This window comes from Tepidimonas charontis (genome assembly GCF_007556685.1).
Taxonomy (GTDB): Bacteria; Pseudomonadota; Gammaproteobacteria; order Burkholderiales; family Burkholderiaceae_C; genus Tepidimonas; species Tepidimonas charontis.
The window spans coordinates 59,214-73,228 of the sequence record NZ_VJON01000002.1 but is presented as its reverse complement, the minus strand read 5'-3'; the positions used below and the strand labels follow the sequence as shown (position 1 = coordinate 73,228).

Here is a 14,015-nt window from a genome sequence, read left to right as displayed (position 1 = left end):
TTCTACCAGTCGCGTGGTCCTCACCCCTCCTGCAACATCCGGTGCAGGCGGTACAGGGCGTCGAGTGCCTCGCGCGGGCTGAGCGCGTCCGGGTCCAATTCGGCCAGGGCCTGCAGCGCGGGGTGCCGATCGAGGGCCGCCTCGGCGGCGTCGGCAGCGGCAGCGGTCGGCGCTGGGGTCTCGAACAGATCGAACTGGCGTTGCAGGCGGGCACTTTCGGCCTCCAGCTGGGCCAGGGTGTGGCGGGCTTGCTGCACCACCGCCGCCGGCACGCCGGCCAGGCGCGCCACTTGCACGCCGTAGCTACGGCTGGCCGGGCCGGGCTCGATCTGATGCAAAAAGACGATGTCGCGCCCCTTGCCCTCCACCGCGCTGACGTGGACGTTGACGGCGCCCGGGTGGCGCGCGGGAAAGTCGGTCAGCTCGAAGTAGTGGGTGGCAAACAGAGTGAAGGCGCGCACGCGGTCGTGCAGATGCGCCGCGATGGCTGCCGCCAGTGCCAACCCGTCGTAGGTCGAGGTGCCGCGGCCGATTTCATCCATCAGCACCAGGCTGTGCGCGCTGGCGTGGTGCAGAATGTGGGCCGCCTCGGTCATCTCCAGCATGAAGGTGGATTGGGCATTGGCCAGATCGTCCGCAGCGCCGATGCGGGTGTGGATGGCGTCGATCGGCCCCAGGCGGCAGCTGGCGGCCGGCACGTAGCTGCCGATGCTGGCCAGCAGCACGATCAGGGCTACCTGTCGCATGTAGGTGGACTTGCCGCCCATGTTGGGGCCGGTGATGATTTGCATGCGCGTGCGCGCATCCAGCTCCGTATCGTTGGGGATGAAGGGGCCGGCGCCGGTTTCCTGCAGCCGTGCCTCCACCACCGGGTGGCGGCCCTGGCGGATTTCGATGCATGGCTCGGGGACGAACTGCGGCGCGCACCACTGCAGGGTCAACGAGCGCTCGGCCAGCGCCGCCAGCACATCCAGGGTGGCCAGCGCGCGCGCCAACGTGCTCAGCGCACCCACATGGGGCTGCAGATCGTCCAGTAGACGCTCGTACAGCCACTTCTCGCGCGCCAGGGCGCGCTCATGGGCGCTCAACACCTTGTCTTCGAACGCTTTGAGCTCTGGCGTGATGAAGCGCTCGGCGTTTTTCAGGGTTTGGCGGCGGCGGTAGTCGTCGGGTACCTTGTCCAGCTGCCCCTGCGTGACTTCGATGTAGAAACCGTGGACTTTGTTGTATTGCACGCGCAGATTGGCGATCCCGGTGCGTGCGCGCTCGCGCGCTTCCAGTTCGAGCAAGAACGCGTCGGCGTTGGCTTGCAGTGCGCGCAGCTCGTCCAGTTCGGCGTCGTAGCCGTGGTTGATGACGCCGCCGTCACGCACCAGGGCGGCTGGCTCGGGCAGCAGCGCGCGCTGCAGCAGGTCGGCCACCGCCAGCGGCGGGTGCAGATCGGTCGCCAGCGCCTGCAGCAGCGTGCTGTCGCCACCGGCGGCGAGTTCGGCGACGCTGGCGGCCAGCGCTTGGGCGCGTTGCAAGGTCTGCGCCAGGCCCGCCAGCTCGCGCGGCCGCACCTGGCGCAGCGCAATGCGGGCGGTCAGTCGCTCCACGTCGCTCATCCCGCGCAAGCGCTGACGCAGCGGCTCCACGCCCTGGGCCCGCAGCACCGCCAGCGCCGCCAGCCGTTGCTGCGCCGGTGTGCGGTCACGCGGGGGCTCCAGCAGCCAGCGCCGCAGCAGCCGGCTGCCCATGCCCGTGGCGCAGGTGTCCAGCAGGGACAGCAGCGTTGGCGCCGGTTCGCCGCGCAGGGTCTGTGTCAGCTCCAGATTGCGGCGCGTGGTGGCCGGCAGGTCGATGGTGTCGTTGGGACGCACCACGCGCAGCGCGCGCAGATGGCCGAGCTGCTGACCTTGCGTGTGCTCGGCATAGTCGAGTAGCGCAGCGGCGGCGGCATGCGCCGCTGGCAGGCTCTGCGCGTCCCAGGCCGCCAGGCTGGCGGCGTGCAGTTGCGCGCACAGTTTGCGCTCACCCAGCGCAGCGTCGAATACCCAAGCCGGGCGCACCGTCAGCGCGGCGGTGCCGCCGCCTGTGGGCGCCAGCCACGCGCGCAGCTCGGCCTCGGCGGCTGGCGCCAGACCGCCGCCGTAAAGTACCTCGTCAGGCGCGATGCGCTGCAGCCAGCCGCGCAGCTGCGGCCAGTCGCACTCGGCCAGATACACCGTGCCTTCGGTGACCGCGCACCACGCCAGGCCACAGTGCCGGCGCGCGCCCACATGCAGCGCCAGCAGGACGGCGTCCCGTTTGTCGGCCAGCAGTTCGGCATCGGTGAGGGTGCCCGGGGTGACGATGCGCACCACCTGTCGCTCCACCGGCCCCTTGGCGCTGGCCACTTCCCCCACTTGTTCGCAAATCGCCACCGACTCGCCCAGCCGGATGAGGCGCGCCAGATAGCTTTCGACGGCGTGCACCGGCACGCCCGCCATGACCACGGGGGATCCGGCGGACTGCCCACGCGTGGTCAGCGTGATGTCGAGCAAACGCGCCGCTTTGTGCGCGTCGTCGTAGAACAGCTCGTAGAAATCCCCCATGCGATAGAAGACCAGCGTGTGCGGGTGCTGCGCCTTGATGCGCAGCCACTGCTGGATCATGGGGGTGTGTGCCTCCAGCGGCGCCGCCGGGGTGCCTGTCGGCACGGGCATCGGTGTGCCTGTGGCCGTCGTCATGTGCCCACTGCCGTCACCAAGGCGCGTCAGCCGCGCTGGGACGACCTCCGGCGGCCGGTGTCGCCGGGGTGTCCGGTGCGGGCGCTGCTGCCGTACTGGATGCGGTTTCGTCGGACGCCGGTGCTGCGTCGGCGCGCGCGTTGGCGGCGCCGAACTGGCTGTAGCGCTGAAGCACGCCCACCAATTGACCGTAGATGCGCGGATTGGCGGCGACGCATTCCTTGCGTTCCAGAAAATCGGCTTCGCCAGTGAAATTACCGATCAGACCGCCGGCTTCCGTCACCAGCAACGCCCCGGCCGCCACATCCCAGGGGCTCAGGCCCAGCTCGAAAAAACCGTCCGTGAAGCCTGCGGCCACGTAGGCCAAGTCCAGCGCCGCCGAGCCCGGGCGGCGCACGCCGGCCACGCGCGGCATCACGTCGCCCAGCATTTGCAGGTAGCGCTGAAAGGCGTCACCCGGCCGAAACGGAAAGCCGGTGCTGAGCAAGCACTCGCGCAGCTGGGTGCGTTTGGCCACCCGAATGCGGCGGTCGTTGAGGTAGGCGCCGCGTCCCTTGCTGGCGGTGAAGAGGTCGTTGCGCGTCGGGTCGTAGACGACCGCCTGCTCCAAGCGCCCCTCCACCATCAGCGCGATGCTGACGCAGTACACCGGAAAGCCGTGGATGAAGTTGGTGGTGCCGTCGAGCGGATCGATAATCCACGTATACGCGCGCCCCTTGCCCTTGCCCTCCCGCCGGCCGGACTCCTCGGCCCAGATGCCATGCTCGGGATAGGCGCTGCGCAGTGTGTCGATGATGGCCGCTTCGGCCGCATGGTCGACCTCGGTGACGAAATCGTTGAGCTGCTTGGCAGCCACGCGTACCGTGTCCAAATCGAGCGACGCGCGGTTGATGAGGGCGCCGGCGGCGCGGGCGGCCTTGACGGCCACGTTGAGCATGGGGTGGAGGTGAGCGGTCATGGATTGTGGGCAAGAGCGACGCGGGCCGCGCGATGGCGGCGAAAATAGCGCGATTCTACCGGTACCCTGTCATGCCGCCAAATCGTGATTGCGAGGAACAGAGCGCGTCGCCGTCGGTATCGACGGCGGCTGTGCGGCCTGTCGCACCGACGCGCTTCGTGCTGATCGAGCCCAGCCATGCCGGCAATGTGGGTGCGGTGGCGCGCGCGCTCAAAGTCATGGGCTTTGACGACTGGGCGCTGGTGCGGCCGCGCTGGCCCGATGTGTTGCAGCGGCCCGAGGCGCTGGAGCGTGCCAGTGGCGCCGTCGATGTGTTGCAGCGTGCGCGCATCGTGGACTCGTTGGAAGAAGCCCTGCACGGCATCAGCCATCTGTGCGCCACCGCCATGACGGCGCGCGATTTTGGGCCTCCCACGGCGGCGCCCCGTCCCTATCTGGAGGCGCTGGCGCCCCGAGCGCACGAAGGTACCAGCGGCGGGGTGGCATTTTTGTTTGGGTCGGAGCGCTACGGTATGGCCAACGAGGACGTCTGGCGCTGCCATGTGTGTTTGCGCATTCCGACCGCACCGGCCTATGGATCGTTGAATTTGGCGGCGGCGGTGCAGCTCATCGCCTACGAGTGGCGCCTGGCGTTGGGTGGCTTCGACACCGCCGCCGACGATGCAGCGCCGAAGCGGGCGCCGCGCGATCCGCCGGCGGATGCCCCCGCGCTGTCCGGGCTGCTGGCGCATTGGCGCGAGGCGTTGCAGACGATCGGGTTCTTGGACCCGGCGGCACCGAAAAAGCTGATACCACGGCTGCGCCGGTTGCTGTTGCGCGCTCAGCCCACCGCATCCGAAGTCCACATCCTGCGCGGGGTGGCGCGCGCCGTCATCGACGCCGCGCAAGGGCGCAAGCGCTAGACTTGTGCGCCGGGTCGGTGACGATCACATGAGCGCCAGGTGTTGGTCGAGGTGTGACGTCGGGCGGTGCGGCGGCACGGCTGCGCTGTCGCGGTTGTCTTGGATCAGAGATATTTTTGTCGGAGTTGAACCATCATCGTGCTGCGCCGCTTGAAAGCCGACATCGACGCCATCCTGGAGCGGGACCCGGCCGCGCGTTCGCGCTGGGAAGTGCTGACCTGTTACCCGGGGCTGCATGCCATTTGGCTGCACCGGCTGGCGCACGCGTGTTGGCGCGCGGGCTGGAAGTGGCTGGGGCGCTGGATCTCGCACTGGAACCGCTGGCTCACCGGTATCGAAATCCACCCCGGCGCGCGCATCGGCGAGCGCGTCTTCATCGACCACGGCATGGGGGTGGTGATCGGCGAGACGGCCGAAGTGGGCGATGAGTGCACCATTTACCACGGTGTCACGCTCGGCGGCACCTCGCTGTACAAAGGCAGCAAACGCCACCCCACCTTGGGGCGCGGCGTGATCGTGGGTGCGGGGGCGAAGGTATTGGGCGGATTTACGGTGGGCGATGGGGCCAAGATCGGCAGCAACGCGGTGGTGACCAAGCCAGTGCCAGCCGGGGCCACGGCGGTCGGCAACCCGGCGCGCATCATCGTGGCCGATGCCGACGAAAAACGCGAAGCCGCTGCGGCGCGCATGGGCTTTTCGGCCTATGGCGTGACGCAAAACGACGACCCGCTCAGTCAGGCGCTGCGTGGGCTGATCGACAACGCCGCGGCGCACGAGCACCAGATCGCGCTGCTGTGGCAGGCGCTGGAGAAATTGGCGTGTGCGCAGCGCGGTGACTGCGTACCAGCCGACGCAGCCAAAACCGAACATTTCGAGGCCGATAGGCTCAATCAACTGCTGGGCAAGTAGCGGCCTCGGAGCAGCAGAAGCGGGGCTTTGCGGCGTGGTCCGCCGCGGCCGCCTATTGGTCGTGCTGCCTTTGCCGTTGCCGCGCCGGTGGCGTGCCGCCATGTCGTGCATCGACCGGCGGCAAATCCGATGACAGTGCGTATTCAAGCATGGGCCGGACGCTGGGCCGACTTGGGACGAAACGCCGCGCAGACCGTCTCATCCGTTTCGAGATACGGCCCCCCGATCAGGTCGATGCAGTACGGCACCGCGGCAAAGATGCCATGAACCACGGGGCGGCCATCGGCGTCTTTGAGGCCCTCCAGCGTCTCGGCGATCGATTTGGGCTGGCCCGGCAGGTTGATGATCAAGCTGCGTCCCCGAATCACCGCCACTTGTCGCGACAGGATGGCGGTGGGCACGAAACGCAGGCTGATCTGGCGCATCTGCTCACCAAAGCCCGGCATTTCCTTGTCGGCCACCGCCAACGTGGCCTCGGGGGTGACGTCGCGCGGCGCCGGGCCGGTGCCGCCCGTGGTCAGCACCAGCGCGCAGCCGCATTGGTCGGTGAGCTCGATCAAGGTGGCGCTGATGCGTTCGCGCTCGTCGGGGATGAGGCGCTCGACGAAGGTGATCGGATTTTTGAGCGCGCGGCCAAGCCAGTCACGCAGCGCGGGCAGTCCTTTGTCTTCGTAGACGCCGCTGCTGGCGCGGTCGCTGATCGAGACGATACCGATGGTGACGGGGTCGTAGGTGGAAGCTGGATTCAATGGATTCATGGCGGTGCGCAGATCAATCGGAAGCGGTGGGGTCGGCGTCGGGGTGGATGGCGTGACGGTCGGGCGCTGCCGCAGCGCGCGCATCCAGCACGAAGCGCACGTGCCGAAACAGCTCGCGATAGGCGCGGCCCTGCCGCACCGGCGCGTCGTCGCCGCTGGCCGCAGCACGCGCCTGGGCATCTTTGCGCGCCTGCCGTATCAGGGTGCGCAGATGCTGCCAGTCGGCGTCGGGCTCGATCTCGCGCCAGTCCTGCAACGCCTCTTCGTTGGCCAGCAGGCGCTCGCGCCACTGCTCGGCCTCGTGCAAGCGCTGTGTCTCAACGGCGCTGCCCTGGTGTTGTTGCGCAATGGCTGCCTCGATGGCGGGCAGCAGCGCGTCGTCGAGCTGGCGCATCAGTTTGCCGACGTACTGCAGCTGGCGCCGCCGGCCCTCGAAGTCGTCGATACGTTTGGCCTCGGCGATGGCCTGCACCAACGCGTCCGGCAGCGCCAACTGCTGCAGCAGCTGGGCCTTGAGCGTGAGCAGCTGCTCACCCACCTGCTGCCGATGGGCGCTGCGCTTTTTCAAATCGGTTTTGCTGAACTCGGCGTCCCACTTGGCGGCGCGCTTGAGCTCGTGGTCTTCGGCGCTGCCGTAGGCAACGAAATGACCGCGAACGAAATACCCTTTGGCAGGCTTGCGTGGCATGGCCGCTATCATAGCCAGCCACATGAGTACGCAACGCAGCTCCTCTGGTCGCACGCGCCCGGCCGCCGCCGATGGCTTTCAGTTCACGCGCGAACAGTTTCAAGAATTGGCCGACACCGCGCTACGGCACGCCCGCGCCCTGGGCGTGGCCGATGCCGCGGTCGAGGTTTCCGAAGGCGCCGGCTTGCATGTTTCGGTGCGCTGCGGTGCACTGGAAAACGTCGAGCGCAACCGCGACAAGTCACTGGCCGTGACGGTATTTTTGGGGCAGCGTCGCGGTCACGCCTCGACGTCCGACTTTTCCCCGCAGGCCATCCAACGCACGGTGCAGGCGGCGTACGACATCGCGCGCCACACCGCCGACGATCCGGCGGCTGGTCTGCCCGATGAGATCGACGTGGCCAATCAGTACCCCGATCTGGCGCTGTTCCACCCCTGGCCGATCACGCCTGAGCAGGCGATGGAGCTGGCGCTGCGCTGCGAGGCGGCAGCGTTTGCGGTCAGTCCGCGCATCACCAACAGCGAGGGGGCGGCGGTCAGCGCCCACCAGTCGCACTTCTGGGCCGAGCACATGCGCGGCGGCGAACGCGGCCGCCAGGGGATTTTCGCCGGCGGCTACGCCAGCTCGCGCCACAGCCTGTCGGTGTCGCCCATCGCCGGCAAGGGCGACGCCATGCAGCGTGACTACTGGTACAGTAGCCAGCGCAACCCAGCCGAACTGGCCAGCCCCGAGGCGGTGGGGCGTTACGCGGCCGAGCGCGCCCTGGCTCGCTTGCACCCGCGCAAGCTCTCCACCACCGAGTGCCCGGTGCTGTTCGAAGCCCCGCTGGCCGCTGGCCTGCTGGGAGCCTTCGTGCAAGCGGTCAGCGGCGGCGCACTGTACCGGCGCACCACCTTTTTGCCCGACAGTCTCGGCTGGCAGGTGTTCGCCGATCACATCGATATTCTGGAAGATCCGCACATCTTGGGCGCCAAGGGCAGTGCGCCGTTCGACGACGAGGGCGTGCGCACGGTCGCGCGCGCCGTGGTCAGTGGCGGCTGCGTCAAGGGTTATTTTTTGAGCACGTACTCGGCGCGGAAACTGGGGTTGCGCACGACCGGGAATGCGGGCGGGTCACACAATCTTCTGATGACCAGCCGCCGCACCCAGGCCGGCGATGATCTGCCGGCCATGCTGCGCAAACTGGGCCGCGGCCTGTTCGTCACCGAACTGATGGGGCAGGGCGTCAACCCGGTCACCGGCGACTACTCGCGCGGCGCCGCCGGTTTCTGGGTCGAGGATGGGGCCATTGCCTACCCCGTGCAGGAAATTACGATTGCGGGTAACCTCAAGGAGATGTTTCGCGGTATCGTCGCCATCGGCGCCGATGCCTACAACCTGGGCGCAAAGACGGTGGGGTCGGTGCTGATCGACTGCATGAAGGTGGCGGGTAGCTGAGCGCGCGGCCTTGCGTGGGGCTGCGGGCATGGGTGCCAACCACGAGGGAGCACACACATTAAGCCGGAGTCCACCCCGATGACACAGAGCCATCCGTTTGCCGACCTTTGCCGCTCGCTGGCCCTGCCAGCGGGTGAGTCGGTGCGTTACTGGTCGCTGCCGGCGCTGGCCCAGCGGCCCGGTTTCGAGCGCAGTGCGCGTCTGCCGGTGTCGTTGCGCATCGTGCTGGAGGCGCTGCTGCGCCACTGTGACGGCCAGCGCGTGGAGCCGCGCCACGTCCAGGCGCTGGCGAACTGGCAGCCCAACGGCGCCCGCACCGAGGAGATTCCGTTCGTCGTCGCGCGCGTCGTGCTGCAGGATTTCACCGGCGTGCCGCTGCTGTGCGACTTGGCGGCGATGCGCAGCACCGCCGCCGCACTCGGCAAGCCGCCGACCGCCATCGAGCCGCTGGTGCCGGTGGACCTGGTGGTGGATCATTCGGTGCAGATCGACACCTTTGGCAGTCCGCTGGCGCTACAGCGCAATATGGAGCTGGAGTTCGCGCGCAACCGCGAGCGCTATCAGTTCCTGAAGTGGGGCATGCAGGCCTTCGAGACCTTCCGGGTCGTGCCGCCAGGCAGCGGCATCGTGCACCAAGTCAACCTCGAATACCTGTTCCGGGGCGTGCGCACGCGGGCGCTGCCCGATGGCACGCGCGAGCTGTTTCCCGATACGTTGGTGGGCACCGACAGCCACACGACCATGATCAATGGCGTGGGGGTGGTTGGCTGGGGGGTTGGTGGCATCGAAGCCGAGGCGGCGATGCTGGGGCAGCCGGTGTACTTTCTCACGCCCGACGTCGTGGGCGTGGAATTGACGGGGCGGCTGCCAGAGGGGGTGACCGCCACCGACCTCGTGCTCACCCTGACCGAGATGCTGCGGCGGGCCAAGGTGGTGGGCAAGTTCGTCGAGTTCTTTGGTGACGGGGCGGCCACACTGTCGGTGCCAGACCGCGCCACCATCGCTAATATGGCGCCGGAGTACGGCGCCACGATGGGGTTTTTCCCGGTCGATGCGCAAACCGTGCGTTATCTGGAGGGCACGGGTCGCACGCGCGCGGAGATCGATGCGTTCGTGGCCTACTTCCAGGCGCAGGGACTGTTTGGCATGCCGCGCGCCGGCGCCATCGACTACAGCCAGGTGCTGCGGCTGGATCTGTCCACCATCGAACCGTCGGTGGCGGGTCCGAAACGCCCGCAGGACCGCATTGCGCTGGCGCAGCTCAAAGAGCGTTTTGCCACCCTGTTGACGCAGCCGGTGGCGGACAACGGCTTCAACATCGCCGCCAGTGAACGCGACAAGCGCGTGCCGGTGCGTATCGATTTGGCCGCGGCCGGACGGCTGGACGAGCGCGGTCAGCCCCTGGCGCAGCAAGTCGAGGCGACCCTTGGACACGGCGACGTCGTGATCGCCGCCATCACCTCGTGCACCAACACCAGCAACCCCGCCGTGCTGATCGCCGCCGGCCTGCTGGCGCGCAAAGCCGTCGAGCGTGGACTGCGCGTGGCACCCCACATCAAGACCTCGTTGGCCCCTGGCTCGCGCGTCGTCACCGATTATTTGCAGCGCGCCGGGCTGCTGGAGCCGCTGCAGCAGCTGGGTTTTGCCGTGGCCGGCTATGGCTGCACCACCTGTATCGGCAACGCTGGTGACTTGGCGGCCGAGCTCAACGAGGCGATCCAACGCGAGGACCTGATGGTGGCGGCGGTGCTGTCGGGCAATCGCAACTTCGAAGCGCGCATCCACCCCCGGGTGCGGGCCAATTTTTTGGCGTCGCCGCCGCTGGTGGTGGCGTTCGCATTGGCTGGGCGCGTCACCATCGATTTTGCGCGCGAGCCCATCGGCATCGACGCCGCGGGCCAAGCCGTCTACCTGAAGGACCTTTGGCCGAGCAGCGCCGAGATTCACGCTGCACTGCCGTATGCGCTCGATCCGCTGACGTTCGAGCGGGTCTATCGCGATGTCGGCGCGGACAACGAGCTGTGGCAGCAGGTGCCCAGCGCGGCGGGCGAGGTGTATGACTGGCCGCCGTCCACGTATATCGCGCGGCCGCCGTTCTTCGATGGTTTTGCCATGACGCCCACGCCGCCGGTGCCGATCCAGGGTGCGAAGGCGTTGTTGTTGTTGGGTGACTCGGTCACCACTGACCATATTTCCCCGGCGGGCTCGATTTCGGCGCAATCCCCGGCCGGGCAGTGGCTGCTGGCGCACGGTGTGCCCAAGACGGCCTTCAACAGCTACGGCGCGCGGCGCGGGCACCACGAGGTGATGATCCGCGGTACCTTTGCCAATGTACGGCTGAAGAATCTGATGATTCCGCCGCGCGCCGACGGCAGCCGCGTGGAGGGCGGCTACACCCTGTGTGATGGACAGGTGACGACCGTTTTCGAGGCAGCGCAGCGCTACCAGCAAGCGGGTGTGCCAACCCTGGTGTTCGCCGGCGAAGAGTACGGCACGGGCAGCTCGCGCGACTGGGCCGCCAAGGGCACCGCGCTGCTCGGGGTGCGGGCGGTCGTTGCCCGCAGTTTCGAGCGCATCCACCGCGCCAATCTGGTGGGCATGGGGGTGCTGCCGCTGCAGTTTACCGGCAGCGATTCGTGGCAGAGCCTAGCGATCGACGGCAGCGAAACCTTTGCCGTCGAAGGCATGGAATCCATCGGCCCCCAGCAGCGGTTGACGCTGGTCATTCGTCGCGCTGACGGTCGGGTGGAGCGGGTGCCGGTGCTCAGCCGTATCGATACGGCGATCGAGGTGGCCTACTACCAGCACGGCGGTATCTTGCCGTACGTACTGCGGCAGATCGTGGCGCAGGCGTGACCGCCGTACGCGGGCATTGGGTGGCGGCGCCCCTCCAGCCGTCTACCCAACCGGGGCGCCGCTGACGCACTGTACGGGGCCGTTGCGGCGTCGCTGCCGTCCGAGCCGCTGCAGTGCGTGATCTGGCAAACCGCTGGCGCGGCAATGGTGCGCCGAGAGCGTCGCGCGGGCAGCAATGAAAAAGGCTCACGGGGTGACCCCGTGAGCCTTTGTCGTATATGGTCGGCGTGGCGGGATTCGAACTCGCGACCCCTTGCACCCCATGCAAGTGCGCTACCAGGCTGCGCTACACGCCGAGGAGCCGAATTATACGGCTTTTCTGCTGGGCTGAACCGGGGTGTGTGTCTGCGCCGACCGGCACGGTGGGGGTGCGCCTTCCCCCTTGCGCTAAACACCCACACGCGGGGGCAGGGTATCCAGCAGGGCGCGAATGGTTCGCAATTCCGCCAGCAGGGCAGCCCGATCCAGGGGCGCGGCGGTGTCGTCGTGCGAGGCGGCTGACGTGATGGCGGCGGTTGCCGCCGAGGGTACGCTGTCCGGCGGCTGCGTCGGCGGCTCGTCGTCGAGCTCGTCGGCGACGTCCGCAACAGAGCCGGTCAGGGGGCTGCCGCGGCGCAGTTGACGGTCTTGTTGGACCAGTTCGGCCAAGCGGTTGCGTGCGCCGTGAATGGTGAAGCCCTGCTCATACAGCAGCTCGCGGATGCGCCGGATCATCAGCACCTCGTGGTGCTGGTAGTAGCGGCGGTTACCGCGTCGCTTCATGGGGCGCAATTGGGTGAACTCCTGTTCCCAGTAGCGCAGCACGTGTGGTTTGACGCCGCAGAGTTCGCTCACCTCACCGATGGTGAAATAACGCTTCGGGGGGATGGGGGGCAGGGTCTCGGAGCCAGACATGGGAGCATTCGCGGGTACGGCAGCCAAAGCGCACACTTTAGCGCAGTTCGAACGCCGCCGGTGTCGAGGATGCCGCCGAATAGCGGTCGAACCCGTGGGCCCGGCGCTGCCCGGGGCCCGCTGCCGCTTCAAGCCATGGTCATGATTTCCGGGCCACCTTTGGCCAGCGCGCGCTGGTAGGCAGGGCGGCTGCGGTAGCGTTGACGCCACGCGGCGGTGGCCGGTAAGCGCTTGGGCAGATCCGCTGCCCCGAGGGCGAACGCGGCTTCGATGGCAAAGCTCATTTGGATGTCGGCCAAGGCGAGCCGTTGGCCCGTGAGCCAGGGGCGGCCGTCACTCAGGGTCTGCTCCACCAGCGCCAAGGCGCTGTCGATATTCGGTTGCACGAAGCGCTGCAATACCTGCTGGCAGATGGCGCGCGCGATGGGGCGAGCGAAAAAGGGCATGCGCTGGCGCGGGATAGCGACGAAGACCAACTGCATCACCACCCAGTTCATCAGCGAGCCTTCGGCAAAGTGCAACCAGAAGCGGTTGTCGCGGTGTGCGGCGCTGCCCACGGGCGGCAGCAGGCCGGCCAGCTCGCCGTCGGTTGCCGCAGGAAAGGTCTCCACCAGGTATTCCAGGATGGCTCCCGATTCCGCCACCGTCACGTCGCCGTGGGTGATGACGGGCGCTTTGCCCAGCGGATGAACCGCTTTGAGTTCGGGAGGCGCCAGGCGCGTGCGGGGGTCGCGCCGGTACAGGCGCAACTCGTAGGGCACACCCAGCTCCTCCAGCAGCCACAGCACGCGCTGGGAGCGCGAATGTTCCAAATGGTGGACGATCAAGGCACTCATGTGCGGACTCCTTCGTTGGACACCGGGCGTTGCCGCGCTGCTGTGTCAAGGGCGGTCAGCCGCCCAGCGCCGTGCACCGGCCGTTGCCGTGGGGCGGCGCCGGCGACCTCAGCGCCCGGCCAGCAGGGCATCCAGCCGGCGCGCATCGGCACAGAACAGACGAATGCCCTCGGCCAGCTTTTCGGTGGCCATGGCGTCTTCGTTGAGCGCGAAGCGAAAGGCCGCTTCGTCGCCGCTGCGATAGTGCTGTTCGGGCAGATCGGCCGCTGCCGCTGCTTCGGCCACCAACCGGCGCGGCACCGCGCCTTCGGTGGCGGCCAGATGACCGAGCAGCTCCGGGCTGATGGTGAGCAGATCGCAGCCGGCCAAAGCCAGAATCTGCCCCGTGTGCCGAAAGCTCGCCCCCATCACCTCGGTGGCGATGCCGTGGCGCTTATAGTACATCCAGATGCGGGTGACCGATTGCACACCGGGGTCGTTCGTACCGGCCATGGCCGCCTCGTCCCATTGGGCCCCGGCACGCGCTTTGTGCCAATCGTAAATGCGGCCGACGAAGGGCGAGATCAGGCGCACGCCGGCGTCGGCGCAGGCCACCGCTTGGCAAAACGCGAACAGCAGCGTCAGATTGGTGTGAATGCCCTCGCGCTCCAGTGCCTCGGCAGCACGGATACCTTCCCAAGTGGCGGCGATTTTGATGAGGACGCGCTTACGCGGCACGCCTTCGGCCTCGTACAGAGCGATGAGGCGGCGCGCCCGAGCCACTGTGCCGGCGGTATCGAAGCTCAGCCGCGCATCCACTTCGGTGGAGATGCGCCCAGGCACGATGCGCAGTATCTCGGTGCCGAAGCGCACCAGCAGGCGGTCCACCACTTCGTCCAGCGCCCGGTGGCGGTGGTGTGCCAGGACGTCGTCGAGTAGCGGCGCATACTCGGGCTTGAGTGCGGACTTCAGAATCAGCGATGGATTGGTGGTGGCGTCGCGCGGCTGGTACTGCGCGATCTGCAAAAAGTCGCCGGTGTCGGCCACCACGGTGGTGTGATGTTTGAGCGATTCGAGCTGGTTCAT

11 protein-coding genes and 1 tRNA gene are annotated in these 14,015 nt (G+C 67.8%); 4 read left to right on the top strand and 8 right to left on the bottom strand.

Annotation, left to right across the window (positions count from 1 at the left end; all coding sequences use genetic code 11):
* Positions 1 to 20: 20 nt before the first annotated feature.
* Together mutS and Tchar_RS01115 are read right to left on the bottom strand one after the other, a co-directional pair.
* Positions 21 to 2,687: a DNA mismatch repair protein MutS gene (gene mutS / locus Tchar_RS01120; protein WP_236640080.1), complete on the bottom strand. Its 2,667-nt coding sequence runs from the start codon at positions 2,685 to 2,687 to the stop codon at positions 21 to 23.
* 37 nt (positions 2,688 to 2,724) lie between these two features.
* The gene (locus tag Tchar_RS01115; protein ID WP_144327255.1) at positions 2,725 to 3,669 is read right to left on the bottom strand and encodes an inositol monophosphatase family protein; all 945 of its coding nucleotides are present in this window, start codon (positions 3,667 to 3,669) and stop codon (positions 2,725 to 2,727) included.
* A gap of 71 nt (positions 3,670 to 3,740) precedes the next feature.
* On the opposite strand from Tchar_RS01115, the gene Tchar_RS01110 reads away from it, so the two are divergent.
* Both Tchar_RS01110 and cysE read left to right on the top strand, forming a co-directional pair.
* A complete protein-coding gene (locus Tchar_RS01110) occupies positions 3,741 to 4,571 on the top strand; it encodes an RNA methyltransferase (RefSeq protein ID WP_144327254.1) in 831 nt (276 codons plus the stop codon).
* A 138-nt stretch (positions 4,572 to 4,709) separates the two neighbouring features.
* Positions 4,710 to 5,480, top strand: coding sequence for a serine O-acetyltransferase (gene cysE / locus Tchar_RS01105; protein ID WP_144327253.1), 771 nt, complete (start codon positions 4,710 to 4,712; stop codon positions 5,478 to 5,480).
* 143 nt (positions 5,481 to 5,623) lie between these two features.
* On the opposite strand, the gene mog is transcribed toward cysE, so the two are convergent.
* Positions 5,624 to 6,238: a molybdopterin adenylyltransferase gene (gene mog / locus Tchar_RS01100; protein ID WP_144327252.1), complete on the bottom strand. Its 615-nt coding sequence runs from the start codon at positions 6,236 to 6,238 to the stop codon at positions 5,624 to 5,626.
* 13 nt (positions 6,239 to 6,251) lie between these two features.
* Positions 6,252 to 6,926: a ribosome biogenesis factor YjgA gene (yjgA, locus tag Tchar_RS01095; protein ID WP_144327251.1), complete on the bottom strand. Its 675-nt coding sequence runs from the start codon at positions 6,924 to 6,926 to the stop codon at positions 6,252 to 6,254.
* A 22-nt stretch (positions 6,927 to 6,948) separates the two neighbouring features.
* On the opposite strand from yjgA, the gene pmbA reads away from it, so the two are divergent.
* Together pmbA and acnA are read left to right on the top strand one after the other, a co-directional pair.
* Entirely contained in the window at positions 6,949 to 8,364 is a 1,416-nt protein-coding gene (gene pmbA / locus Tchar_RS01090) for a metalloprotease PmbA (protein ID WP_236640088.1), read from the top strand.
* Positions 8,365 to 8,442: 78 nt separating this feature from the next.
* Positions 8,443 to 11,220 (top strand): aconitate hydratase AcnA, encoded by a 2,778-nt coding sequence (acnA, locus tag Tchar_RS01085; protein ID WP_144327249.1) that lies wholly within the window; start codon positions 8,443 to 8,445, stop codon positions 11,218 to 11,220.
* Positions 11,221 to 11,439: 219 nt separating this feature from the next.
* Here acnA and Tchar_RS01080 read toward each other — a convergent pair.
* The 4 genes from Tchar_RS01080 to tal form a co-directional block, all read right to left on the bottom strand.
* Positions 11,440 to 11,516 (bottom strand) — tRNA-Pro (locus tag Tchar_RS01080).
* Between the two features lie 91 nt (positions 11,517 to 11,607).
* A complete protein-coding gene (locus Tchar_RS01075; RefSeq protein ID WP_144327248.1) occupies positions 11,608 to 12,114 on the bottom strand; it encodes a MerR family transcriptional regulator in 507 nt (168 codons plus the stop codon).
* A 128-nt stretch (positions 12,115 to 12,242) separates the two neighbouring features.
* Complete coding sequence (locus Tchar_RS01070) at positions 12,243 to 12,950, bottom strand: glutathione S-transferase family protein (RefSeq protein WP_144327247.1); 708 nt, start codon at positions 12,948 to 12,950, stop codon at positions 12,243 to 12,245.
* A gap of 108 nt (positions 12,951 to 13,058) precedes the next feature.
* Complete coding sequence (gene tal, locus Tchar_RS01065; protein WP_144327246.1) at positions 13,059 to 14,015, bottom strand: transaldolase; 957 nt, start codon at positions 14,013 to 14,015, stop codon at positions 13,059 to 13,061.

Bases quoted from the DNA above. Each gene is read 5' to 3' on its own strand.
- mutS (WP_236640080.1), bottom strand. From the start codon at position 2,687: ATGCCCGTGCCGACAGGCACCCCGGCGGCGCCGCTGGAGGCACACACC.
- Tchar_RS01115 (WP_144327255.1), bottom strand. From the start codon at position 3,669: ATGACCGCTCACCTCCACCCCATGCTCAACGTGGCCGTCAAGGCCGCC.
- Tchar_RS01110 (WP_144327254.1), top strand. From the start codon at position 3,741: ATGCCGCCAAATCGTGATTGCGAGGAACAGAGCGCGTCGCCGTCGGTA.
- mog (WP_144327252.1), bottom strand. From the start codon at position 6,238: ATGAATCCATTGAATCCAGCTTCCACCTACGACCCCGTCACCATCGGT.
- yjgA (WP_144327251.1), bottom strand. From the start codon at position 6,926: ATGCCACGCAAGCCTGCCAAAGGGTATTTCGTTCGCGGTCATTTCGTT.
- pmbA (WP_236640088.1), top strand. From the start codon at position 6,949: ATGAGTACGCAACGCAGCTCCTCTGGTCGCACGCGCCCGGCCGCCGCC.
- acnA (WP_144327249.1), top strand. From the start codon at position 8,443: ATGACACAGAGCCATCCGTTTGCCGACCTTTGCCGCTCGCTGGCCCTG.
- Tchar_RS01075 (WP_144327248.1), bottom strand. From the start codon at position 12,114: ATGTCTGGCTCCGAGACCCTGCCCCCCATCCCCCCGAAGCGTTATTTC.
- Tchar_RS01070 (WP_144327247.1), bottom strand. From the start codon at position 12,950: ATGAGTGCCTTGATCGTCCACCATTTGGAACATTCGCGCTCCCAGCGC.
- tal (WP_144327246.1), bottom strand. From the start codon at position 14,015: ATGAACCAGCTCGAATCGCTCAAACATCACACCACCGTGGTGGCCGAC.